At 71.7% G+C, this 23,447-nt stretch carries 8 protein-coding genes; 4 read left to right on the forward strand and 4 right to left on the reverse strand.

All coding sequences use genetic code 11. The features are described 5' to 3' along the window. From ACZ6S6_RS16570 to ACZ6S6_RS16580, 3 genes are all read left to right on the forward strand, one after another. Nucleotides 1-5,256 (forward strand): beta-ketoacyl synthase N-terminal-like domain-containing protein, encoded by a 5,256-nt coding sequence (locus tag ACZ6S6_RS16570; RefSeq protein WP_469706097.1) that lies wholly within the window; start codon nt 1-3, stop codon nt 5,254-5,256. Between the two features lie 75 nt (nt 5,257-5,331). Continuing rightward, the gene (locus ACZ6S6_RS16575; protein WP_362967504.1) at nt 5,332-6,555 is read left to right on the forward strand and encodes an NAD(P)/FAD-dependent oxidoreductase; all 1,224 of its coding nucleotides are present in this window, start codon (nt 5,332-5,334) and stop codon (nt 6,553-6,555) included. 190 nt (nt 6,556-6,745) lie between these two features. Then, nucleotides 6,746-7,507, forward strand: a complete 762-nt coding sequence (locus ACZ6S6_RS16580; protein ID WP_362967502.1) for a TetR/AcrR family transcriptional regulator — start codon at nt 6,746-6,748, stop codon at nt 7,505-7,507. Nucleotides 7,508-7,650: 143 nt separating this feature from the next. Here the strand turns inward: ACZ6S6_RS16580 and ACZ6S6_RS16585 are convergent, their stop codons facing one another. The 4 genes from ACZ6S6_RS16585 to ACZ6S6_RS16600 all read right to left on the reverse strand — a co-directional run bounded on the left by ACZ6S6_RS16585 (nt 7,651) and on the right by ACZ6S6_RS16600 (nt 12,131). After that, nucleotides 7,651-9,246 carry an MFS transporter gene (locus ACZ6S6_RS16585; RefSeq protein WP_362967461.1) on the reverse strand — a complete coding sequence of 532 codons (1,596 nt, stop codon included), beginning with the start codon at nt 9,244-9,246 and terminating at the stop codon, nt 7,651-7,653. A 130-nt stretch (nt 9,247-9,376) separates the two neighbouring features. After that, entirely contained in the window at nt 9,377-10,945 is a 1,569-nt protein-coding gene (locus ACZ6S6_RS16590) for an AMP-binding protein (RefSeq protein WP_469706056.1), read from the reverse strand. Next, nucleotides 10,914-11,867 carry a helix-turn-helix domain-containing protein gene (locus ACZ6S6_RS16595; protein ID WP_362967465.1) on the reverse strand — a complete coding sequence of 318 codons (954 nt, stop codon included), beginning with the start codon at nt 11,865-11,867 and terminating at the stop codon, nt 10,914-10,916. The genes ACZ6S6_RS16590 and ACZ6S6_RS16595 overlap by 32 nt, the downstream gene beginning before the upstream one ends. Before the next feature lie 27 nt (nt 11,868-11,894). Next, nucleotides 11,895-12,131 carry an acyl carrier protein gene (locus ACZ6S6_RS16600; RefSeq protein WP_362967467.1) on the reverse strand — a complete coding sequence of 79 codons (237 nt, stop codon included), beginning with the start codon at nt 12,129-12,131 and terminating at the stop codon, nt 11,895-11,897. A gap of 609 nt (nt 12,132-12,740) precedes the next feature. On the opposite strand from ACZ6S6_RS16600, the gene ACZ6S6_RS16605 reads away from it, so the two are divergent. Then, nucleotides 12,741-23,402 carry an SDR family NAD(P)-dependent oxidoreductase gene (locus ACZ6S6_RS16605; RefSeq protein ID WP_469706057.1) on the forward strand — a complete coding sequence of 3,554 codons (10,662 nt, stop codon included), beginning with the start codon at nt 12,741-12,743 and terminating at the stop codon, nt 23,400-23,402. Nucleotides 23,403-23,447: the final 45 nt, after the last annotated feature.

The raw sequence follows: 23,447 nt of genomic DNA on the forward strand, positions 1-23,447 counted from the left end.
ATCATGGAAACATCTGTAGAGCAGCTGGTGGCCGCCCTCCGCGCGACCATGGTCGAGAACGAACGCCTCCGCTCGGCCAACGACCGACTCACCGACGACGCCGGCGAGCCGATCGCGATTGTCGGGATGGCGTGTCGTTATCCGGGTGGGGTGGGTTCTCCGGATGAGTTGTGGGATTTGGTGGTGGAGGGTCGGGACGGTGTGTCGGGGTTTCCGGTGGATCGTGGGTGGGATGTGGAGGGGCTTTACGATCCGGAGCCGGGGAAGCCGAATCGTACGGTGACGCGTGAGGGTGGTTTCCTGTATGACGCGGCTGATTTTGATGCCGGGGTGTTCGGGATTTCGCCGCGTGAGGCGTTGGGGATGGATCCGCAGCAGCGGTTGCTGTTGGAGGCGTCCTGGGAGGCGGTGGAGAGTGCGGGGATCGATCCCCTCTCCCTGAAGGGCAGCCGCACCGGCGTCTTCGCCGGCGTCATGTACCACGACTACGGCCCCGGAACGAGCGACGGCAGCCTCGTCACCGGCCGCATAGCCTTCACCCTCGGCCTCGAAGGCCCCGCCGTCACCATCGACACCGCATGCTCGTCATCGCTCGTCGCCCTCCACTGGGCAGGACAGGCACTGCGCCGGGGCGACTGCTCGATGGCGCTGGTCGGTGGCGTGACGGTGATGACGACGCCGGACATGTTCCTCTACTTCAGCCACCAGCGGGGCATGGCGAAGGACGGCCGCTGCAAGTCCTTCGCAGCCGACGCGGACGGTACCGGCTGCTCGGAGGGCGTAGGCGTCCTCATGGTCGAACGCCTCTCGGACGCCCAGCGCAACGGACACCCCGTACTCGCGGTGATCCCGGGAAGCGCCATCAACCAGGACGGCGCGTCGAGCGGGATGACCACCCCCAACGGCCCCTCGCAGCAACGGGTGATCCGCGCGGCACTGGAGAACGCCGGCCTCTCGACCAACGACGTGGACCTGGTGGAGGCGCACGGCACGGGCACCCGGCTGGGAGACCCGATCGAGGCGCAGGCGCTGCTCGCGACGTATGGGAAGGGGCGCCCGGAGGGCGATCCGCTCTGGCTGGGCTCGTTGAAGTCGAACCTGGGCCACACCCAGGCTGCCGCCGGTGTGGGCGGCGTGATCAAGGCGGTGCAGGCGATCCGGCACGGCGTGCTGCCGAAGTCCCTCCACTCGCAGACCCGCTCGCCGCACGTGGACTGGGATGCCGGTGCGGTGGAGTTGCTGACGGAGTCGCGGGTGTGGCCGGAGCGGGATCGGCCGAGGCGGGTGGGTGTGTCGTCGTTCGGGCTGAGTGGGACGAACGCGCATGTGATTGTGGAGCAGGCTCCGGTGGTGGAGGAGCCGGAGATCGCCAGGTCTGCCGAACTGCCGGTGGTGCCGGTGGTGTTGTCGGCCCGGAGTGAGACGGGACTGTCGGGGCAGGCCGCGAAGCTGCTGGCCCGGGTGGCGGAGTCCTCTTCTTCGCTGGTGGATGTGGGTTTTTCGTCGGTGGTGTCGCGTGCGGTGCTGGAGCATCGTGCGGTGGTGGCGGCGTCGGACCGTGAGGAGCTGGTGCGGGGTCTGACCGCTCTTGTTGAGGGCGGGGTGTCGGCTTCGGTGGTGAGTGGGTCGGTGCGTCCGGCTGGTGCTACGGCCTTCCTGTTCACGGGTCAGGGTGCGCAGCGGCTCGGGATGGGTCGGGAGCTGTATGAGGCGTTTCCGGTGTTCGCGGGGGCCTTTGACGCGGTGCTGGTGGAGTTGGATGCTCGGTTGGGTGTGAGTCTGCGTGAGGTGGTGTGGGGTGAGGACGTCGGCCTGTTGAACGGGACGATGTTCGCCCAGGCCGGGTTGTTTGCCGTGGAGACCGCTCTGTTCCGGTTGGTGGAGTCGTGGGGCGTGCATCCGGACTTCCTGGTCGGCCACTCGGTCGGTGAGATCGCGGCCGCGCACGTCTCGGGCGCGTTGTCGCTGGGCGATGCGGCTGAACTCGTCGTTGCGCGTGGTCGGTTGATGCAGGAGCTCCCCGCTGGTGGGTCGATGGTGGCGGTGGAGGCGACGGAGGCCGAGGTGCTTCCGCTGCTGAGCGATGAGGTGGGGATCGCGGCCGTCAACGGGCCTCGTTCCGTGGTGGTTTCGGGTGTGGAGTCGGCGGTTGCTGATCTGGCGGGGAAGTTCGCCGGTCAGGGCCGTAGGACGAGTGTGCTGCGGGTGTCTCACGCTTTCCATTCGCCTTTGATGGAGCCGATGTTGGCGGAGTTCGGGGCGGTGGTGGCCGGGCTGTCGTTCGGTGCCGCGTCGATTCCGGTGGTGTCGGGTGTGTCGGGGGATCTGGCGGAGGACTGGGGCTCGGCGGAGTACTGGGTGCGGCATGTGCGGGAGGCGGTGCGGTTCGCGGACGCGGTGTCGTTCGTTGCTGCGCGGGGTGTGACGTCCTACGTCGAGCTGGGTCCGGATGGTGTGCTGAGTGGGATGGCGCAGCAGTCGGTGGATGCGGAGTCGGCTCTGTTTGTCTCGTTGGTGCGTAAGGGGCGTCCCGAGGTGGCTGCGGCTGTTGCGGCGCTGGGGCAGTTGCATGTGGCCGGCGTCTCGGTGGACTGGTCCCGGTTCTTTGAGGGTTCGGGTGCGCGTCGCGTCGATCTGCCGACGTATGCGTTCCAGCGTGAGCGGTTCTGGTTGGAGTGTGTGGGTGGTGGTGATGCTGGTGGTCTGGGTCAGGTGGTGGTTGATCATCCGGTGTTGGGTGCGGCGGTGGCGTTGCCGGATTCTGGTGGTGTGGTGTTGACGGGGCGGTTGTCGGTGGAGGGCATGGGGTGGTTGGCGGATCATGAGGTGTTGGGATCCGTGCTGTTGCCGGGGGCTGCGTTTGTGGAGTTGGTGGTGCGGGCTGCTGATGAGGTGGGTTGTGAGGTGGTGGAGGAGTTGACGTTGCGTGCGCCGTTGGTTCTTCCGGAGCGTGGCGGGGTGGCGTTGCAGGTGGTGGTGGGTGGTCCGGACGAGGTGGGGTGTCGTTCGGTGCGGGTGCATTCGCGTCGTGAGAGCGATGGTGCGGGTGCGGGTTGGGTGTTGCACGCGGACGGTGTGCTGGGTGCGGGTGAGGGTGAGTTGGTGCCGGCCTTCGACCTCACCGAATGGCCCCCGCCGGGCGCGGCCGCCGTACGGACGGACGATGCCTACGAACTGCTCCACCAGCAGGGTTACGTCTACGGCCCCGTCTTCCGGGGGCTCAAGGCCGTGTGGCGGCGCGGGGACGATGTCTTCGCCGAGGTCGAGCTGCCCGAGCAGGCACACGGGGACGCCGAACGGTTCGGTCTTCACCCCGCCCTGCTCGACGCGGCCATGCATGCTCTGGGAGTCGGTGAGGGCGTCACGGGCGATGAGCCGACCGAGCTTCCCTTCTCCTGGACGGACGTTTCCCTGCACGCCGCCGGTGCCCGCTCGCTGCGGGTTCGGCTGTCGCCCCAGGGCGTCAACAGCCTCTCGCTGAGCCTGGCGGACCAGGACGGTGCCCCTGTGGCCACGGTCGGCGGACTCATGTTCCGTCCGGTGTCGGTGGAGCAGTTGGGTGGGTCGGGTGTGGGTGGTGGGTTGCATGAGGTGGTGTGGCGGCCGTTGGTGTCGGCTGGTGTGGTGGATGGTGCTGGGGTGTCGGGTGCGGTGGTGTTTGAGGTTCCGTCGGTAGGTGCGGGCGTGGGTGTGGGTGTGGATCCGGTGGTGGGTGTGCGGTCGGTGTTGGGTGGGGTGCTGGACAGGGTGAAGGGGTGGTTGGCTGATGAGGGTGCTGAGGGTGCTGAGGGTGCTGTGGGTGGTCCGTTGGTGGTGGTGACGCGTGGTGGTGTGTCGGTGGGTGTGGGGGATGGTGTGGATGTGTGTGTGGCGCCGGTGTGGGGGTTGGTGCGGGCGGCGCAGGCGGAGAACCCTGGCCGGATCGTGCTGGTCGATGTGGATGCTTCGGGTGGAGTGTTCGCAGATGTTGCGGGTGTGGTGCTGGGCTCCGGTGAGCCGGAGGTTGCGGTGCGTGGCGGTGAGGTGTTGGTCCCGCGTCTGGTCGAGGTGCCGGCGGGTGCGGGTGATGGTGCGGGTGTGGCTGTGGGTGATGGTGTGGTGTTGGTGACGGGTGGGACTGGTGGTTTGGGTGGTTTGGTGGCGCGGCATTTGGTGGAGGTGTATGGGGTGCGGCGTTTGGTGTTGGCGGGGCGTCGGGGGTTGGAGGCTCCTGGGGCCGGGGTGTTGGTGGGGGAGTTGGTGGGGTTGGGGGCTGAGGTGTCTGTGGTGGCGTGTGATGTGTCGGATCGTGGTGCGGTGGTGGGGTTGGTTGAGGGTGTGGGTGCTGGGTTGGTGGGTGTGGTGCATGCGGCTGGTGCGGGTGATAACGGGTTGGTCGGGTCGATGGATGGGGCCCGGTTGGACCGGGTGTTGGGTGCGAAGGCTGATGGGGCTTGGTATTTGCATGAGTTGACGCGGGATCGTGGGCTGGCGTTCTTCGTGATGTTCTCGTCGGCGGGTGGTTCGGTGCTGGCGGCCGGTCAGGCGAATTACGCGGCGGCGAATGTGTTCCTCGACGCGTTGGCGGTGCACCGCCGCACGGAGGGTCTCCCGGCCACCTCACTCGCCTACGGCCTCTGGGACGTCGCCACCGGCCTGACCGAGGCCATCGACGACGACGCCCGACTCATGGCGGCACGCGGCCTGCCCGCCCTCGCCCCGGCCGACGCGCTCCGCCTGTTCGACGCCGGCCTGCGCTCCGGCCGGGCGGCGCTGGTGCCGCTCGCCATCGACGTACCGACCCTGAAGGCGCACCCCGGCGCACTGCACGCCCTCCTGCGGGACATGGTCCCCGCCGAGGCCGGCGCCCCCGTGGTCCGCACCCGCACGAAGGGTGCCGGCCCCGCCGCACTGATCGCCCGGCTCACCGGGCTGGGCACCGAGGACCGCGAACGGGCCCTGCTGGACCTGGTACGCGGCCACGCCGCCGCCGTCCTGGGGCACTCGGGCGCCGAAGCGGTCCCGGCCGAACGCGGATTCCTCGACATCGGATTCGACTCGCTGACGGCTCTGGAACTCAGGAACCGCCTGGGCGAGGTGACCGGCTGCCGGCTGGCGCCGACCCTGATCTTCGACTATCCCTCGGCCGCCGAGCTCGCCACGCACCTGCGGCAGACGCTCTTCGGCGAGGACACGCCCGCAGATGACCTCAGCGCGGCCACCGCGGACGAGCTGTTCGACCTGCTCGACGGCGACATTCTCGGCGGCGAAGCGTAACTCCCCTCCCGGCAGGCCTTGCGGGGGATGGCACAAGGGGTTCATATGAGCACCGACCGGAGACGAGGAGCGAGTGTGCTGAACCGGATAGTCGTCGTGGGTGCGGCGGCGGCAGGACTGACCGCGGTGGAGACGCTGCGCGCCAAGGGCTACGAGGGCGGGGTGACGCTCGTCGGCGACGAGGTCCATCCGCCCTACGACCGGCCGCCCCTCTCCAAGGAGTTGCTGAGCGAGGGGTGGGAACCCCCGAGCACCTGGCTGCGCAAGGAGGACGTGCTGGCCGCCGTCGATGCCGACCTGCGCCTCGGCTGCCGGGCCACCGGGCTGGACCGGGCGGCCAGGACCGTCACCCTCGCCACCGGCGAGCGACTGCCCTACGACGCGGCGATCATCGCGACCGGGCTTCGGCCGCGCAGGCTGCCGTACGGGGACGGCCTCCGGGGCGTCCACGTCCTGCGTTCACTGGACGACGCAGTCCGGCTGCGCGAGGCGCTCGCGGCGGGCCCGAGGGTGGCGGTGATCGGGGCAGGATTCCTCGGGGCGGAGATCGCCGCGACGGCGCGCGGGGCCGGGCTCGACGTGACGCTGATCGACACGAACGCCCAGCCTCTTGAACGCCAGGTCGGTGCCGGGATCGGCGAGCTCGTGGCCGGTATGCACCGCGAGCACGGGGTGCGGCTCGTTCTCGGCGCAGACGTCGTGGGGATGGCCCATGACGGCGGCAGCGTTCGCGGGGTCCAGTTGGCGGACGGCACCACCGTCGACGCCGACCTGGTCGTCGTCGCGATCGGCTCGGTGCCCGCCGTGGACTGGCTCGCCGGTTCCGGGCTGGCCCTGGGGGACGGGGTCCTGTGTGATGCCCACTGCCGGGCCGCCCCCGGCGTGTGGGCGGCGGGGGACGTCGCCAACTGGCCCCACCCGATGGTGGCCGGGGCCCGGGTCAGGCTCGAACAGCGGACCAACGCCGCCCAGCAGGCCATGGCGGTCGTCTCCAACCTGCTGGCCGGCGACGCGGGCGGGCAGCCGTACGCGCCCGTGCCGTTCGGCTGGACCCATCAGTTCGGGGAGAAGATCCAGACGATCGGCTGGTGCCCCCCGGACGCACGGACGGAGATCATCAGCGGGTCCACCGCGGACCGGGAGTTCGTCGCCGCGTACCACAGGGACGGAGTCCTCGTCGGCGGGCTGGGCTGGAACAGCGCGCGCGGCCTGCGGCAGTGCCGGCTCATGCTCGGCCGGCCGTCGACGGAACTGGCCGCCACGGTGAAGGCGCCGGCCCCCGCGGCGACATCCGTCTGACGGCTGAACCATTCGATCCAGGGGGCGGCGCACGAGTCCGGCCCTTCCCTCACTCTCACCGAGAGCGGTGTCGTACCGTCTCCCCACCTCGGTGTCATACCGGCTCCGCGTACCGCGGACCCGAGGCGTATACGATGCTCTATGCGTGCGTGATACGCATGGGAAGGCTTCCGATGAAGGCAGGCACGAGATGACTACTGGCGAGGGAAAGAGCACGGAAGGCGTCGGCCTGCCGAACAGCATCGCGGTGCTCTGGGAACTGCGGAACAGGGAGCAGCGCATCGCGCGGACCGGCCTGAGCGTCGAGCGCATCGTGTCGGCAGCGATCGAGTCGGCGGACGCCGACGGCCTGGCCGGGCTCTCCATGTCCCGGGTCGCCAAGAGCCTCGACTTCGGCACCATGTCGCTTTATCGCCACGTGTCGAGCAAGGACGAGCTGCGGCAGCTGATGCTGGACATGGCCTACGGCACCCCGCCCCGCATCGAAACGGCGGAGGGGGACTGGCGGGACGGCCTGGAGCAGTGGGCCCGCGCCTTCCAGGAGGTCTTCCGCCGCCACCCCTGGATGCTCCAGATCTCGGTCAGCGGACCGCCCCTGGAGCCGGGTCAGCTCAGCTGGCTGGAGTGCGGCCTGCGCACCCTGGGCGGCACCGCCCTGCGGCCGGACGAGAAGCTCTCCGTGATGATGCTGATGATCGGCTACGTGCGCAACATCGTGCAGATGTCGCTCGGCGTCGTCACCGAGGGCATCAGCGAGGAAGACCTGATGGCCAACTACGGCCGCGCGCTGGCCAAGTACGCCGACTCCGCGTCGTTCCCCGCCCTCGCCGAACTGCTGGAGGCCGGGGCGTTCGAGGAGCCCGACGACGACTTCACCTTCGGGCTCCAGCGGGTCCTGGACGGGGTCGAGGTGCTGGTCCGTATCCGCAACGGCGAGAAGCCGCTCACCTGACGGCCCCGTCGGCCGGTCCCGACACGGGACCGGCCGGCGGGGCCGCGGTAGCGGCCGGCCGTACGGCCATGCGGAAGGGGGCTGGTTCCCCACCCGACCGGGTGGGGAACCAGCCCCCTTCCGCTTCCTCGGCGCCCGGCGCCTCAGCTCGCGGCGGGCTCCATACGTCCCGCAGCGGGGACGGTCGCCGGTGCGTCCAGGTCGAGCGGATCGATCGGCTCGCCCGTCTCGATCGGCACCCTGCGCAGGAGTACGGCGACGATCAGGGCCACCACGACCATGGCGGCGGCTCCGGAGAGCGCGGCCACCTGGAGGCCGTGGGTGAAGGCCTCGCGGCTGGCGGCGAGCAGTTCGGAACCGATCGCGGCCGGCTGCTGGGCGGCGACGGTGGCGGCACCGCCGATGGTGTTGCGTGCCGCGCCCAGCGCCTCGCCGCCGAGGCCGGCCGGGTTCACCGCGTTCATGTCATGCCGATAGATGGCGGAACCGATGCTGCCGATGACCGCGAAGCCGAACGCGCTGCCGAACTCGGTGAACGTCTCCGAGGTGGCCGTGGACGATCCGGCGTGCTCCTTCGGCGCGGAGGTGACGACGATCTCCGCCGTGAGCGTCTTCGAGGCCGTCATGCCGGCCGCCATCAGCCCCACGCCCACCAGCAGGACGGCGACGTTCGACTCCACCGTGAGGCGGCTCAGTACGCCGAAGCCGACGGCCATCACCAGCATCCCGCTGGAGACCAGGTACACCGGCTTGACCTTGCGGGACAGGGCCGACACGACGCCGACCGCGATCCCGATCGCCGGCATCACGGCCATGGACCACAGGGCCGCCCGGAAGGGCGTCATGCCCAGCACCATCTGGAGGAACTGGTTGGTGAGGATGCTGACACCCATGAACGAGAACATCACCATCAGGTTGGTGATGATCGCGCCGGTGAAGCCGCCGTAGCGGAACAGCGAGATGTCGATGAGCGGGTGCGACGTCATGCGCTGGCGCTGCACGAACGCGATGAGCAGTACGAGGCCGACGGCGGCCCAGATCGCGGGATCGCGGGACCAGCCGTCCACGGCCAGCTCCTTGAGGCCGTAGATGAACGGCATGATGCCCGCGACGGAGAGGAACGCGCCGAGCACGTCCAGCTTGCCGCGCGAGGAGTCGCGCCGCTCCGGCAGCAGGATCGGGGCCAGGATCAGCACCAGCACCATCACCGGGGTGTTGATCATGAAGACCGAGCCCCACCAGAAGTTGTTCAGCAGCAGGCCGCCCACGACCGGGCCGATGGCCGCACCGGTGGCGAGGGTGCCGCTCCAGGCGGCGATGGCCGACTTGCGCTGCTTCGAATCGTGGAACATGTTGCGGATCAGGGCCAGCGAGGTCGGCGTCAGTGTCGCCGCGCCGAGTCCGAGCAGGGCGCGCGAGCCGATGAGCATCTCGGGGCTGTCGGCCGTCGCGGCGAGCGCGGACGCGACGCCGAAGACCAGGGCGCCGATGATGAGGAGCTTCCGCCGTCCGAAGCGGTCACCCACCCAGCCCATCGTGATCAGCGCGGCGGCCAGCACGAAGCTGTAGATGTCCATGATCCACAGCAGCTGGGTGGCGCTCGGCTTCAGCGACTCGCTGATGGGCGTGATCGCGAAGCCGAGTACCGAGATGTCAATGGCGATCAGCAGGGTGACCAGGACGATCACCACGAGGCCGAGCCATTCCTTGAGCCCCGCCCGGGGCTTGATTTCTGTCATGGCAAACGTCCATGCCTTCCTGCGTCATGACCCTGAGTACGTAACACGCTGAGCGTATCAGGTACGCGTAGGCGTGTCGCGTACCCAACGATGGCGGGCCGAGGCTCCCGAGCCCCGCCCCACAGCGGTTTCAGTGCGTTCGGCCGAGCAGTTCCCGCGCCCGGCGCAGCAGCGCCCGGCGGTCGATCTTCCGGTTGGTGTTGAGCGGAAATTCCGCGATGTGGAAGAAGTGCTGGGGCAGTACGGCCCTGGGGAGCGTGCGGCTCAGCTCGCGGGCCAGGACGACGGGTGGCACACGCTCCCCGGTGTGGAAAGCGGCCAGCGTGATGCCCTGCTCGGAGGGCATCGGCACCGCGACGCCGTCCTCCACCCCCGGGCACCGGCGCAGCGCCTCGTCGATCTCCGCCAGTTCGACCCGTACGCCACGCACCTGAACCTGCTGGTCCAGCCGGCCGAGGTAGAGCAACTGCCCCTCCTCGCCCAGCCGGATCCGGTCGCCCGTCCGGTAGTAGCGCACCCCGTCCCGGTCGAGGAACCGGCCCGCGTCATCGGCCGGGTCCAGATACCCGGCGGTGAGCTGAGGTCCCGCGATACACAACTCGCCCTCCGACGCGTCCGGTTCGCCGTCGGCGCCGAGCAGCATCCACGCGTGCCCCGCGTGCACCGGCCCGATCGGGACGACACCCGCGACCGCGATCCGCGGCGACGACTCACGCGACCAGCGGTGCCGGGTGATGGTGATGGTCAGCTCGGTGGGCCCGTAGAGGTTCTCGACGGCCGACCCCGGAGCCGCGTGCTGCCAGTCCGTCACGTCCTGGCAGGTCACCGCCTCGCCCGCGAAGAAACTCCAGCGCAGCGAGGGCAGGGCGCCGCCGGTGAGCCGGCCGGTGCGCCGGATCAGGCTGATCACGCTGGGGGTGGAGAACCAGACGGTGATGCCCTGTTCGGCGACGAAACCGGGGAGGTCCCGGTAGGCGCCCGCCGGAACGGGCACCAGCGCGGCGCCGGCGCCCCACGCGCAGAACAGGTCGAACATCGCGCAGTCGAAGTTCAGGTCGAAGTTCTGCGAGAACACATCGTGCGGACCGAAGTCGTACCGCGCGTCGAGCAGCCCGAAGTAGTGGGCGCCGTTGGCGTGCGTGACCGGCACGCCCTTCGGCCGGCCCGTGGAACCCGAGGTGAAGAGCACATAGGCGGTGTCACCGGGTGCGACCGGCCGGGGGTGCGCCAGGCGCGCCGCCGGATCCGGGACGATCCTCCCCTCGGCACCGTCCGCGACCGCCCCCTCCGCGGTCGCCCCGTCCAGCAGGGCGGGAAGCCCCACGCCCTCCGCCCGCAGCTTCTCCAGCACCGTGGCCGCCTCGGCGTCCACGATCAGCGCCTGCACCCCCGCCGCTTCGAGCATCTGGAGGGTGCGGAGCACAGGGAAGGAAGGCTGCAACGGAACCATCGGCACCCCGGTGAACAGGCAGGCCAGGATGCCCGTGTAGGCGTCGATGCCCTTGCCCGCGAGCACCCCCACCGCGGCCGGACGCTCCGGCAGCGCGGCCAGCAGCGAGCCCGCCCAGGTCAGCGCCCGGTCATACAGCTCCCGGTACGTCAGCGTGGCATCGCCGACGCGGATCGCCACCCCTTGCGGGGACCGCGCGAGCCCGCGCAGGAAACGGTCATAGAGGGCGTGGGCCGATGTCTGGTCCATGAGTGTTCCCCGGGTGACGGTGGACGGATGAGGTGGAGCGGTGCTCGATGCCCGCGAGGACACGCGCCGGCCGGCCGGCCGCCGGGGCGGACTCGGGCACACCGGGGCGCGGCGCCGGGCCCGCGATCCGCAGGAGGACCTCGGTGAGGTCGGCCCAGGAGCGGCCGGCCGGCGCGTGGTGCAGGGCGACCCGGGGATTCCTCGCGAGCCACTCCCGTACGTCACGGGAACGCGCCGCACCCTTCCCGTCCAGCAGCACGTGCAGCCTCGGGTAGGGATGGGCCTGGGTGACCGCGTCCAGGAGATTCAGGAAGGTGGCCGGCGCGGAGGCCCTCTCCGCCCCCGGACGGGCGCGGTCGAGCAGCGGGGGCCGGAGCCGTTCCTCGGGCCGGTGCCCCGTCCGGCCGTCCGCCCGCAGGACCACGGCGTTCCACGGCGACACGCGGCAGACACCGACGACACCGCGATGGGCACCGGGCGGCAGGGGCGGCACGGCGGGCAGCTGGAAGGACTCGGGACGGTGCGGCTGCACCCCCCACCTCCGCCACACCCGCGAAACCGTGGAGTGGGCGATCCCCAACTCGCCGGCGAGCAGCCGCGACGACCAGTACGGCGCCCGCAACCGGGCCGGCGGCAGACCGCCGTCGCAGAGCGTGGCGACGAGCACCGCCACCTCGTCCACCGTCGCGGGACGCCCCGGCCGGGGCAGATCGCCCAGTGCCGCGATGCCCGACTCGGCATACCGCGAACGCCACTTGAGAACGGTCGGACGGGACACCCGCAGCAGGGCGGCGACCTCCGTGTTCGAGGCACCCCCCGCGGCGAGCAGCACGATCCGCGCCCGCCGTACGAGCCCGGCCGGCGCGGTCGACATACGGGTCAGCGCTTCCAGCCGGGCCCGGTCGCCCTCGTACAGCCGCAAGGCCGGGACGCTATGCATGTCCGGCACTCAGCGCAGACGTTGCAGCGAGTTCCAGAGAACCGCCGGGGTCTCGAATATCTCCAGGGAGAGCGCCTCGTCGCGGAAATGCACCTCGTACGCGGATTCGAGGCCCGCGAGCAGCTCGATCATCCCCAGTGAGTCGAGACCGAAATCGCGCAGTTTCATGTCCTCGGTGATCGGCTCGTCCGGCGGAAGAAAGGACAACTGCTTCCGAAGGAGAATGTCGAACTGCTCATCCCACATGATGACTCCGGTTTCAGACGCGAAGGGGTGGATGGTTGTTCCGGGCTCGCCGGACCCCACCGGTACCGCAGCACGAAACCGCCTGCGGACAACGACGGATGGACGGAGACCGAAGGACAGAGACCGAAGGGACCGCCCGAGCACCGGCCGTACGGAAACGAATGGACGGGACCGGAACGGAGCCGGGAGAACAGCCGGCCGCCCACGTGCCCGGCAAGCTGGGGTACCGGCCCCCGACGCTAGCCCCGGCGGGCCCGAACCAGTACCCCTACCCGCCCCTATGAAGGCGCCGCACCGAGGACGTCCGCGCCGGTGGGCCCGGCGCCGGCCGACCGTGGACATACCCTCCGCCGCAGGTGGGACCGGCCGGGCGGCACCCCCGCCCGACGTGCGCAGCCCACCGGGGCGATCCGCGACCCCAGCCCGGCTCTGGGGTGGCCGGGGTGGGGCAGGGGGCCGGATTGTGGGGACCCCGGACACGACTAAGGGGTGGGCAAACAGGCCCGCCGACACGTAATTTTCGAGCGGTCCCACTCTTCTCTCTCTGCATTCCGCCATCTGCGCGGGTCCGCGGTCCGCTGAACGTCATGACACAGGAGGGCATGCTCGGTGAGTAACGAGGAAAAACTTCTCGAGTATCTGCGCCGGGCGACAGCCGACTTGCGTGACATGCGCAAGAGGCTCGCTGCCGCGGAACGCAAGTCCAGCGGCGAGCCGATCGCGATTGTCGGGATGGCGTGTCGTTATCCGGGTGGGGTGGGTTCTCCGGATGAGTTGTGGGATTTGGTGGTGGAGGGTCGGGACGGTGTGTCGGGGTTTCCGGTGGATCGTGGGTGGGATGTGGAGGGGCTTTACGATCCGGAGCCGGGGAAGCCGAATCGTACGGTGACGCGTGAGGGTGGTTTCCTGTATGACGCGGCTGATTTTGATGCCGGGGTGTTCGGGATTTCGCCGCGTGAGGCGTTGGGGATGGATCCGCAGCAGCGGTTGCTGTTGGAGGCGTCCTGGGAGGCGGTGGAGAGTGCGGGGATCGATCCCCTCTCCCTGAAGGGCAGCCGGACCGGCGTCTTCGCCGGCCTGATGTACCACGACTACGCACAGGGCACCGAGGCCTCCGCGACGACCGGCGGCAGCCTGGTCTCGGGCCGCGTCTCCTACACCCTCGGCCTCGAAGGACCGTCGGTCACGGTGGACACCGCGTGCTCGTCGTCACTGGTGGCCCTGCACCTGGGCGCCCAGGCGCTGCGGTCCGACGAGTGCTCGATGGCGCTGGTCGGTGGCGTGACGGTGATGACGACGCCGGACATGTTCCTCTACTTCAGCCACCAGCGGGGCCTGGCGAAGGACGGCCGCTGCAAGTCCTTCGCCGCCGACGCGGACGGCACCGGCTGCTCGGAGGGCGTAGGCGTCCTCATGCTGGAACGCCTCTCGGACGCCCAGCGCAACGGACACCCCGTACTGGCCGTGGTCCGGGGAAGCGCCATCAACCAGGACGGCGCCTCCAGCAGCATGACGGCTCCGAACGGACCGTCACAGCAACGGGTGATCCGCGCCGCGCTGGAAGGCGCGGGGCTGACCACCACGGACGTGGACCTGGTGGAGGCACACGGCACCGGCACTCGGCTGGGTGACCCGATCGAGGCGCAGGCGTTGCTCGCGACGTATGGGCAGGGGCGGGTCGAGGGTGATCCGCTGTGGCTGGGCTCGTTGAAGTCGAACCTGGGCCACACCCAGGCCGCCGCCGGTGTGGGTGGTGTGATCAAGGCGGTGCAGGCGATTCGGCATGGTGTGTTGCCGAGGACGTTGCATGTGGATGCGCCGACGCCGCAGGTGGATTGGGCTGCGGGTGCGGTGGAGTTGTTGACGGAGTCGCGGGCGTGGCCGGAGCGGGATCGCCCGAGGCGCGCTGGTGTGTCGTCGTTCGGGCTGAGTGGGACGAACGCGCATGTGATTGTGGAGCAGGCTCCGGTGGTGGAGGAGCCGGAGATCGCCAGGTCTGCTGAACTGCCGGTGGTTCCGGTGGTGTTGTCGGCGCGGAGTGAAGCGGGGCTGTCGGGGCAGGCCGGGAAGCTGCTGGAGCGTATGGACGCTTCCGCTTCCTTGTTGGATGTGGGTTTCTCGTCGGTGGTGTCGCGTGCGGTGCTGGAGCATCGTGCGGTGGTGGCGGCGTCGGACCGTGAGGAGCTGGTGCGGGGCCTGACGGCTCTGGCTGAGGGCGGGGTGTCGGCTTCGGTGGTGAGTGGGTCGGTGCGTCCGGCTGGTGCTACGGCCTTCCTGTTCACGGGTCAGGGTGCGCAGCGGCTGGGGATGGGCCGGGAGCTGTATGAGGCGTTTCCGGTGTTCGCGGAGGCGTTCGACGCGGTGCTGGTGGAGTTGGATGCCCGGTTGGGTGTGAGTCTGCGTGAGGTGGTGTGGGGCGAGGACGCCGACCTGTTGAACGGGACGATGTTCGCCCAGGCCGGCCTGTTCGCGGTCGAGACCGCTCTGTTCCGCCTGGTGCAGTCCTGGGGCGTACGTCCGGACTTCCTGGTGGGTCACTCGGTGGGCGAGATCGCGGCCGCACACGTCTCGGGTGCCCTGTCGCTGGCGGATGCGGCTGAACTCGTCGTGGCGCGTGGTCGGTTGATGCAGGCGCTTCCCGCCGGCGGGTCGATGGTGGCGGTGGAGGCGACGGAGGCCGAGGTGCTTCCACTGCTGAGCGATGAGGTGGGGATCGCGGCCGTCAACGGGCCTCGCTCCGTGGTGGTTTCGGGTGTGGAGGGTGCGGTTGCTGATCTGGCGGGGAAGTTCGCCGGTCAGGGCCGCAGGACGAGTGTGCTGCGGGTGTCTCACGCTTTCCATTCGCCGTTGATGGAGCCGATGTTGGCGGAGTTCGGGGCGGTGGTGGCCGGACTGTCGTTCGGTGCCGCGTCGATCCCTGTCGTGTCGGGTGTGTCGGGGGATCTGGCCGAGGACTGGGGCTCGGCGGACTACTGGGTGCGGCACGTCCGGGAGGCGGTGCGGTTCGCGGACGCGGTGTCGTTCGTCGCTGCGCAAGGCGTCACGTCCTACATCGAACTGGGCCCGGACGGTGTGCTGAGCGGGATGGCGCAGCAGTCGGCGGACGCGGAGTCGGCGCTCTTCGTCTCGTTGGTGCGCAAGGGCCGTCCCGAGGCGGCTACGGCTGTCGCGGCGCTGGGTCAGTTGCATGTGGCCGGCGTCTCCGTGGACTGGTCCCGGTACTTCGAGGGCTCGGGGGCTCGTCGCGTCGATCTGCCGACGTATGCCTTCCAGCGCGAGCGGTACTGGATGGAGGCGGAACTCGGGGGCAACGACCCCGGCTCGTTCGGCCTGGGCACGACCGATCACCCACTCCTGGGCGCGGCCGTCACTCTTCCCGGCACGGACGGGCCCGTGCTCACAGGCCGGCTCTCCCTCGACAGCCAGCCGTGGCTTGCCGACCACCGCATGGGCACGTCCGTACTGTTCCCCGGCGCGGGCCTGGTCGAACTGGCGCTCTGCGCCGGCGCGCAGGTCGGCTGCGACATGCTCGACGAGCTGACCCTCCAGGCGCCCCTGATACTGCCTCCCCGCGGCGGCGTCCAGGTCCGGGTCCGGGTAGGGGCCGACGACGGTACCGGCTCCAGGACCGTCACCGTGCACGCGCGGGACGAGGACGACGAAGCGGGCGACGCACCGTGGACCCTGCACGCCGACGGTGTACTGCTCCCGGACGCGCCGGCCCCCGTCCTCGACGCCACCAGCTGGCCTCCCGAGGGCGCGTCCCCGGTGGAACTGGGCGACGTGTACGCCGAGTTGGCCGGGCAGAGCTACGGCTACGGGCCCGCGTTCCAAGGGCTCGACGCGGCCTGGCGGCGCGACGGCGAGATCTTCGCCGAGGTGGCCCTGCCGGAGGGGGCGGCCTCCGACGCCGCGCAGTACGGTCTGCACCCCGCCCTGCTCGACGCCGCGCTGCACGCCTCGCTCCTCGACGGGGCCGACGCGACGCCCGGCGACGAGGGAACGGCGCGGCTCCCCTTCGCGTGGAGCGGCGTTCGCCTCCACGCCACGGGCGCGGCCCGGCTCCGGGTGAGGATCGCGCCGTCAGGACCCGACAGCATCACCGTGGACGGAGCGGACACGGACGGGCGCCCCGTGTTCTCCGTGGGCGCCCTCGTCACCCGGCCGGTGGCCGTCGCGGCGACGGCGGGGGCGACGCAGCGCGGTTCCCTGTACGCCGTGCGATGGACGCCGCTCACGCAGGCTCCCGCCCCCGTCGCACCCGCCTCCGCCGCCCTGAAATGGGACGACCGGAACAACGGCTCCCTGCCCGAGGCCGCCGTCCTCGTCTGGGAATGTCCGCCGCCCGTCGGTGACGTGGTGTCCGGGGCCCACGAACTGGCTGCCCGCGCCCTCGGAGTCGTACAGGAGTGGCTGACGGACGAGCGGTTCGCGGCCAGCCGGCTGCTCGTGGTCACCCGCGGCGCGGTCGCCGTGCCGGGCGAGACGCTCACGCATCCGGCGGCGGCGGCCGTCGCCGGTCTGGTGCGGTCCGCGCAGACAGAGAACCCCGGGCGAATCCTGCTCACCGACATCAACACCGTCACCGACTCCGATGTACCTGTGGACGTTGCCGCGGTCGCCGCCTCCGGCGAACCCGAGGTCGCGGTCCGGGAAAGCGGCATGTGGGCGCCCCGGCTGGTCCGCGTGGAGCGCCCCCTCCCGGCCGATGTCCCGTCGCGCTCCCCGTTCGGTGGCGACGACACGACCGTGCTGGTCACCGGCGGTACGGGCACCCTCGGCGCCCTCGTCGCACGTCACCTCGTCACCGTGCACGGCGTCCGGCGTCTGGTGCTCACCGGCCGCCGCGGGCCCGACGCGCCGGGAGCCGCCGAGCTGCGTTCCGAGCTGGCGGGCCTCGGCGCCGAGGTCACCGTCGCCGCGTGCGACCTCGCCGACCGGGAGGCCGTCCGGGCCCTGCTGAGCGCGCACCGGCCGACCGCGGTCGTCCACTGCGCGGGGGTCCTGGACGATGCCACCCTCGGCTCGCTCACCACCGACAGGCTGGCCCGCGTGCTGAGGCCGAAGATCGACGCGGCGTGGAACCTGCACGAACTGACGGCCGATCTGGACCTGTCCGCGTTCGTCCTCTTCTCGTCCGTGGCAGGGGTCCTCGGCAACCCGGGGCAGGCCAACTACGCGGCCGGCAACGCCTTCCTGGACGCCCTCGCCGCCCTGCGGCAGGGACTCGGCCTGTCCGGGCAGTCACTCGCGTGGGGTCTGTGGGCCGACGGCGACGGCATGGCGAGCGCGCTGGACGCCACCGATCTGCGGCGTATGAGCCGCTCCGGCGTGGAACCCCTCGCCCCGGTCCACGCCCTGGCACTGCTGGACGAGGCCGGGCAGTCGGACGAGGCACTGCTCGTCCCGGTCCGGCTCGACCTCAGGACCCTGCGCGCGGCCGAGCCGCCTTCGCCGATCCTGTCCGGCCTGGTACGCCGAAAGGCACGCGCGGCCTCCGGCGCACCCGCCCAGCAGCCCCGGTCCGGCCTCGCTGCCCTGTCGCCGAAGGAGCGGTCGCGGTCCCTGCTCGACCTCGTACGGGCCCAGGTGGCCTCCGTACTCGGTCACGGGTCGGCGGCCGACGTGGAACCCGACCGGGCCTTCACCGAGATCGGGTTCGACTCCCTGACCGCGATGGAACTGCGCAACCGGCTGGCCTCCGAGACCGGTCTGCGGCTGCCCGCCACCCTGGTCTTCGACCACCCCAACGCCCGCGCGGTCGCCGGGCAGCTGGACACTCTGCTCGCCGGCGACAACAGCGCCACCGCCACCGCCGCAGCCAACGGAGCCGCCGCCGCAGGGCCGTCCGCCGACGCCGACCCCGTGGTCATCGTCTCCATGGCCTGCCGCTATCCCGGCGGGGTGCGCTCGCCCGATGACCTGTGGCGGCTCGTCGACGACGGTGTCGACGCCATCACCGAGTTCCCCGGCAACCGGGGCTGGGACCTGGACCGGCTCTACGACCCCGAGTCCACCCGGCCCGGCACCTGCTACGTACGCCACGGTGGATTCCTGCACGACGCCGCCGACTTCGACCCCGGCTTCTTCGGGATCAGCCCGAACGACGCGCTGACCACCGACCCGCAGCACCGGCTGCTGCTGGAGGTGGCGTGGGAGGCGATGGAGCGGGCGACGATCGATCCGCTGTCGCTCAAGGGCACCACGACCGGCGTCTTCACCGGCACGATGTACCACGACTACGCGGGCAACAGCGCCGCCGGATCGCTGGGCCCCGGCCGGGTCTCGTACACCTTCGGTCTCGAAGGGCCCTCGTTGGCCGTCGACACCGCGTGCTCGTCGTCCCTGGTCGCACTGCACCTGGCAGCCCAGGCCGTGCGGTCGGGCGAATGCGGGCTGGCCCTGGTCGGCGGTGTGACCGTCATGTCGACCCCTGAGACGTTCATCGAGTTCGCCCGGCAGCGCGGGCTCTCCCGCGACGGCCGGTGCCGTTCCTTCTCGGCGGCCGCTGACGGCGCCGCCTGGTCCGAGGGCGCGGGCATGCTCGTCATCGAACGGCTCTCCGACGCCCGCCGCAACGGGCACCCGGTCCTGGCCGTCCTGCGCGGCAGCGCCGTCAACCAGGACGGTGCCAGCAACGGGCTCATGGCCCCCAACGGCCCGTCCCAGCAGCGCGTCATCCGGCAGGCCCTCGCGAACGCGGGCCTCGCGAGCGCCGATGTGGACGCCGTCGAGGCCCACGGCACCGGGACCACCCTGGGCGACCCCATCGAGGCGCAGGCCCTGCTCGCCACCTACGGCCAGGACCGGGCCGAGGGCAGGCCGCTGTACCTCGGCTCGATCAAGTCGAACATCGGGCACGCCCAGGCCGCCGCCGGCATCGCCGGGGTGATCAAGATGGTCGAGGCGATGCGGCACGGCGTCCTGCCGAGCTCGCTCCACCTGGACGAGCCCTCGCCCCGGGTCGACTGGGAGACGGGCGACGTCACCCTGCTGACGGCGCCGCGCCCGTGGCCCGAACTGGACCGGCCGCGCCGCGCCGGAATCTCGTCGTTCGGTATCAGCGGCACCAACGCCCACGTCATCATCGAAGCGCCGGAGGCCGCTCCCGGCGTCACTGACACCACCACCACCGCTGCTACCGCCACCACCACCGTGCCGTGGCTGCTGTCGGCCCGCGGATCCGATGGCGTGGCCCGCCAGGCCGGGCGGCTGCTGGCCCATCTGGAGTCCCGGCCGGGCGTGAGCACCCTGGACGTGGCCCACTCCCTGGCCACCACCCGGACATCCCTGGAACAGCGCGCCGCGCTCCTGGTCACCGACCGGGCCCAGGCCCTGCGTGACCTGGCCGTGCTCGCGGACGGCGGCTCCACCGCCTCGCTCGTGGTCGCGCAGGACACCGGCCGCCCCGCCGGCGGGCCGACCGCCTTCCTCTTCTCCGGCCAGGGCGCCCAGCGCCTCGGCATGGGCGAGCGGCTCCACCGCACCCACCCCGTCTTCGCGCAGGCCTTCGACGAGGCCGTCGCCGCGCTCGACCGCCACCTCGACCGGCCGCTCGCCGCCGTCATCCGCGAGGACGAGGCCGCGCTGAACCGCACCGGGTACACGCAGGCCGCACTGTTCGCCTTCGAGGTGGCCCAGTTCCGGCTGCTGGAGTCCTGGGGCGTCCACCCGGACTTCCTCGCCGGCCACTCCATCGGGGAACTGGTCGCCGCCCATGTCTGCGGGGCCCTGTCGCTCCCGGACGCCGCCCGGCTGGTCGCCGCGCGCGGCCTGCTGATGCAGGCGCTGCCGGAGGGCGGGGCGATGGCCGCGCTGCGGGCGAGCGAGGACGAGGTGGCACCGCTCCTCACCGGCGAGGCCGCCGTCGCAGCCGTCAACGGCCCCGAATCCGTCGTCGTGTCGGGCACCGCGGCCGCCGTGCGGGCCGTGACGGACCACTTCGCCGCGCTCGGCCGCTCGGCCAAGCCGCTGAAGGTGTCGCACGCCTTCCACTCGCCGCTGATGGAACCCATGCTGGCCGACTTCGCCCGCGCGGCCGCCGGGATGACGGTGACCGAACCGTCCGTCCCGCTCGTCTCCACCCTGACCGGAGACGTCGTGACGGCCGCCGAGCTCGCCGACCCTGCCCACTGGGTCAGGCACGTACGGGAAGCCGTACGGTTCGCCGACGCCGTCCGCACCCTGGACGAGGCAGGTGTCACCACGTACCTGGAGATCGGCCCGGACGCGGCGCTGTCCGCCCTCGGCCCCGCCTGTCTGCCCGAGACGACCGCCGCCGCGTTCCTGCCGCTCTCCCGCCGCGACCGCGACGAGGCGGCGGAACTGGTGGCAGCCCTGGCGCACGCCCATGTCCGTCATGTCCCGGTCGCCTGGGCGGAGTTCTTCGCCGGCAGCGGGGCGAGCCGCGTCGAGCTGCCGACGTACGCGTTCCGCCGTGAGCCGTTCTGGGCGCTGCCCGAACGCACCGGCGGCGACCTCACCGCCGCCGGACTCGGCGCGACGGAGCACCCGCTGCTCGGCGCGTTCGTGGCCCTCCCCGACGGCGGCGCCCTCCTGACCGGCCGGCTGAACCGTGCCGAACCGCCCTGGCTCGACGACCACGATCTGCTGGGGACACCCGTCCTGCCCGCCGCCGCCTTCGCGGACCTCGCCCTGAGCGCGGGAACGGAGACTGGCTGCCCCCGACTGGACGAGCTGACCGTGATGGCGCAACTGCCGCTGCCGGCCGGTCCCGGCGCCGCACTGCGGGTCACCGTCGGAGCACCCTCGGACGACGGCCGCCGTACGGTCGACATCCACTCCAGGGCCCAGGGCGCGGGGCCGGGGGACGACGACGCGGCCTGGGTCCGGCACGCACGGGGCATCCTCGCGCAGCCCACCGCCGAACCGGTCGCGGGAACGACCGCCTGGCCGCCGGCCGGGGCCGCCCCGGTGGACCCGGACGCCCTCTACGACCGGCTGTTCGCGGCCGGCCACGGTCACGGCGAGGCCTTCCGTACCCTCAACGCCGCCTGGCGGCGCGGGGACGAGCTCTTCGCGGAGGCCGTACTCGACGAGAACACCGCCCGCGAGCAGTGCGCGCTGCACCCGGCCCTGCTCGACGCCGCCGTCCAGCTGGCCCGCTTCGGGGCGCTGCGCGACGGAACGGAGCCGGCCGGCGGCGCGCCACTGAGCCCCGCGAACTGGACGGGCGTCCAGGTGCACCGCACCGGCGCCACCGAACTGCGGATACGGGTCAGGCCGACCGGCCCGGACCGTGCGTCGTTCGACCTCGCGGACGGCGAGGGGCGGCCCGTACTGACGGCCACCGACGTCACCTGGAAGCCGGTCACCCCGGCCGAACTGACCACCGGCGCACCCGTGGGCGCGCTCTACCGGCTGGAATGGGCGCCCGCGCCCGTCGACATCGCCGACCTCGGATCCAGGACCGCCGTGCTCGCCGCAGCCGGACCCCTCGACGACCCGCGCACCGGCCTCCCCTTCCCGGCCTTCGACCCGCGCGACCCCGGGGACGGGCCCGCCCCCGACTTCGTCCTGCTGCCGCTGTCCCTGCCGCTGCCCGTCGACGGCGGCGAGGTGCCGGAGGCCGTACGGGCCCACAGCGCCGAAGTCCTCCATCACATGAGGGAGTTCCTCCGCCACACGCCCGACGCGGGGACGACCAGGCTGGCCGTCGTCACCCGCCACGCCGTCGAGGCGGGGGACGAGGCACCGGACGTCCGGCACGCGGCCGTGTGGGGCCTCGTCCGGGCGGCACAGAGCGAGCACCCCGGCCGGTTCGTCCTCGCCGACGTGGACGGGCTGGACGCCTCCGCGACCGCGCTGCCGGACGCGCTGGCCACCGGCGCCGACGAACTCGCCGTCCGGGGCGGGACCGTACTCGTCCCGAAGCTGGTCCCGGCGCCGCCGGGCAGCGACGTGAGTACCCTCCCGCCTGGCGGCACGGTGCTCGTCACCGGCGGGCTCTCCGCGACGGGCGCCGCACTGGTCCGCCACCTCGTCACCGCGCACGGGGCCGGCCGCGTGATCGTCGCCGCTGGCGCCACCGCACCGGGGGAGACGGACGCGCTCACGGACGGCACCGCTGCCCAACTCGTCGTCAGCGACTGCGACCCCGCCGACCGCGACGCGCTCGCCGCCCTCCTGGCGGGCCTCCCCGACAGCCGGCCGCTCACCGCGGTCGTCCACACGGGCGCCGCCGGGCAGAGCGCACCGATCGGCGAACGCACCCCGCACCTCCTCGACGAAGCACTGCGCCACCACGCCGACACCGCCTGGAACCTGCACGAACTCACCGCCGGCCACGAGCTGTCGGCCTTCGTCCTGCTCACCTCGACCCACGGCCTCGTCCACGGAGCCGGGGCGGCCCACCACGCCGCCACACACACCTTCCTCGACGCCCTCGCCCGGCACCGGCACACCCTCGGCCTCCCCGCCACGGCCGTCGCGCTCGCCCCGGCGGACGCCACCGGCGGCCCCTCGGACGAGCACGGCGCACAGTCGGGCGTCGCGCCACGGGATTCCGGCACCGGGCTCCTGCCGCTGACCGTCGAGCGCACGACCGCGCTCCTCGACGAGGCGCTGCGCACCCGGACCGCCTCCCTGCTCGCCCTCCATCCCGACCAGGGCGCCCTGCGCTCCCCGGCGGGCCACCTGCCACCCGTACTCGACACGCTGGCCCGCACCCCGGGCCGCCCCGCGACCCGTCCGGGCACCGGCCTCTCCGCCGCCGCCGACCTGCACCGACGCCTCGCCGGGCGGGGCGAGGACGAACGCGGCCGCATCCTGCTGGAACTGGTCCGCTCACACGTCGCGACCCTGCTCGGCCACCCCACCCCCGAGGCGGTCGGCGCCGACCGGGCCTTCCAGGACCTCGGCTTCGACTCACTGGCCGCAGTCGAACTGCGCCGCCGGCTCGGCAGCGCCACCGGCCTCAGCCTCCCCGCCAGCCTCGTCTTCGACCACCCGGACTCCCGCGCCGTCGCGGCACACCTCACCGGACTGATCGGCGACGGATCCGACGAACAGGACGGAGCGAAGGCCCTGTTGGGGATGGTCGACCAGCTCGACGCGCTCCTCACCGCCGCACACCCCGAGGCCGGGGACCGCCCCCGTATCGCCTCCCGGCTGGAAGCCCTGCTGCGCCACTGGCAGGACACCCACGGCGACGACAGCGGCCGCACCGGGCAGAGGGACGACGACGCACTCGACTCGGTCACCGACGACGAGCTGTTCGACGTGCTGGACCAGGAGATCGGACTCCTCTAGTACGCCCACCGAGGGGCTCTCGCCCCGTCGCACACACCGCCGGTC

The sequence above is a fragment of the Streptomyces sp. NPDC048671 genome (assembly GCF_055587045.1).

Coding starts and splice junctions, on each gene's coding strand:
- ACZ6S6_RS16600 (WP_362967467.1), bottom strand. CDS start 12,131: ATGTGGGATGAGCAGTTCGACATTCTCCTTCGGAAGCAGTTGTCCTTT.
- ACZ6S6_RS16590 (WP_469706056.1), bottom strand. CDS start 10,945: ATGGACCAGACATCGGCCCACGCCCTCTATGACCGTTTCCTGCGCGGG.
- ACZ6S6_RS16580 (WP_362967502.1), top strand. CDS start 6,746: ATGACTACTGGCGAGGGAAAGAGCACGGAAGGCGTCGGCCTGCCGAAC.
- ACZ6S6_RS16585 (WP_362967461.1), bottom strand. CDS start 9,246: ATGACAGAAATCAAGCCCCGGGCGGGGCTCAAGGAATGGCTCGGCCTC.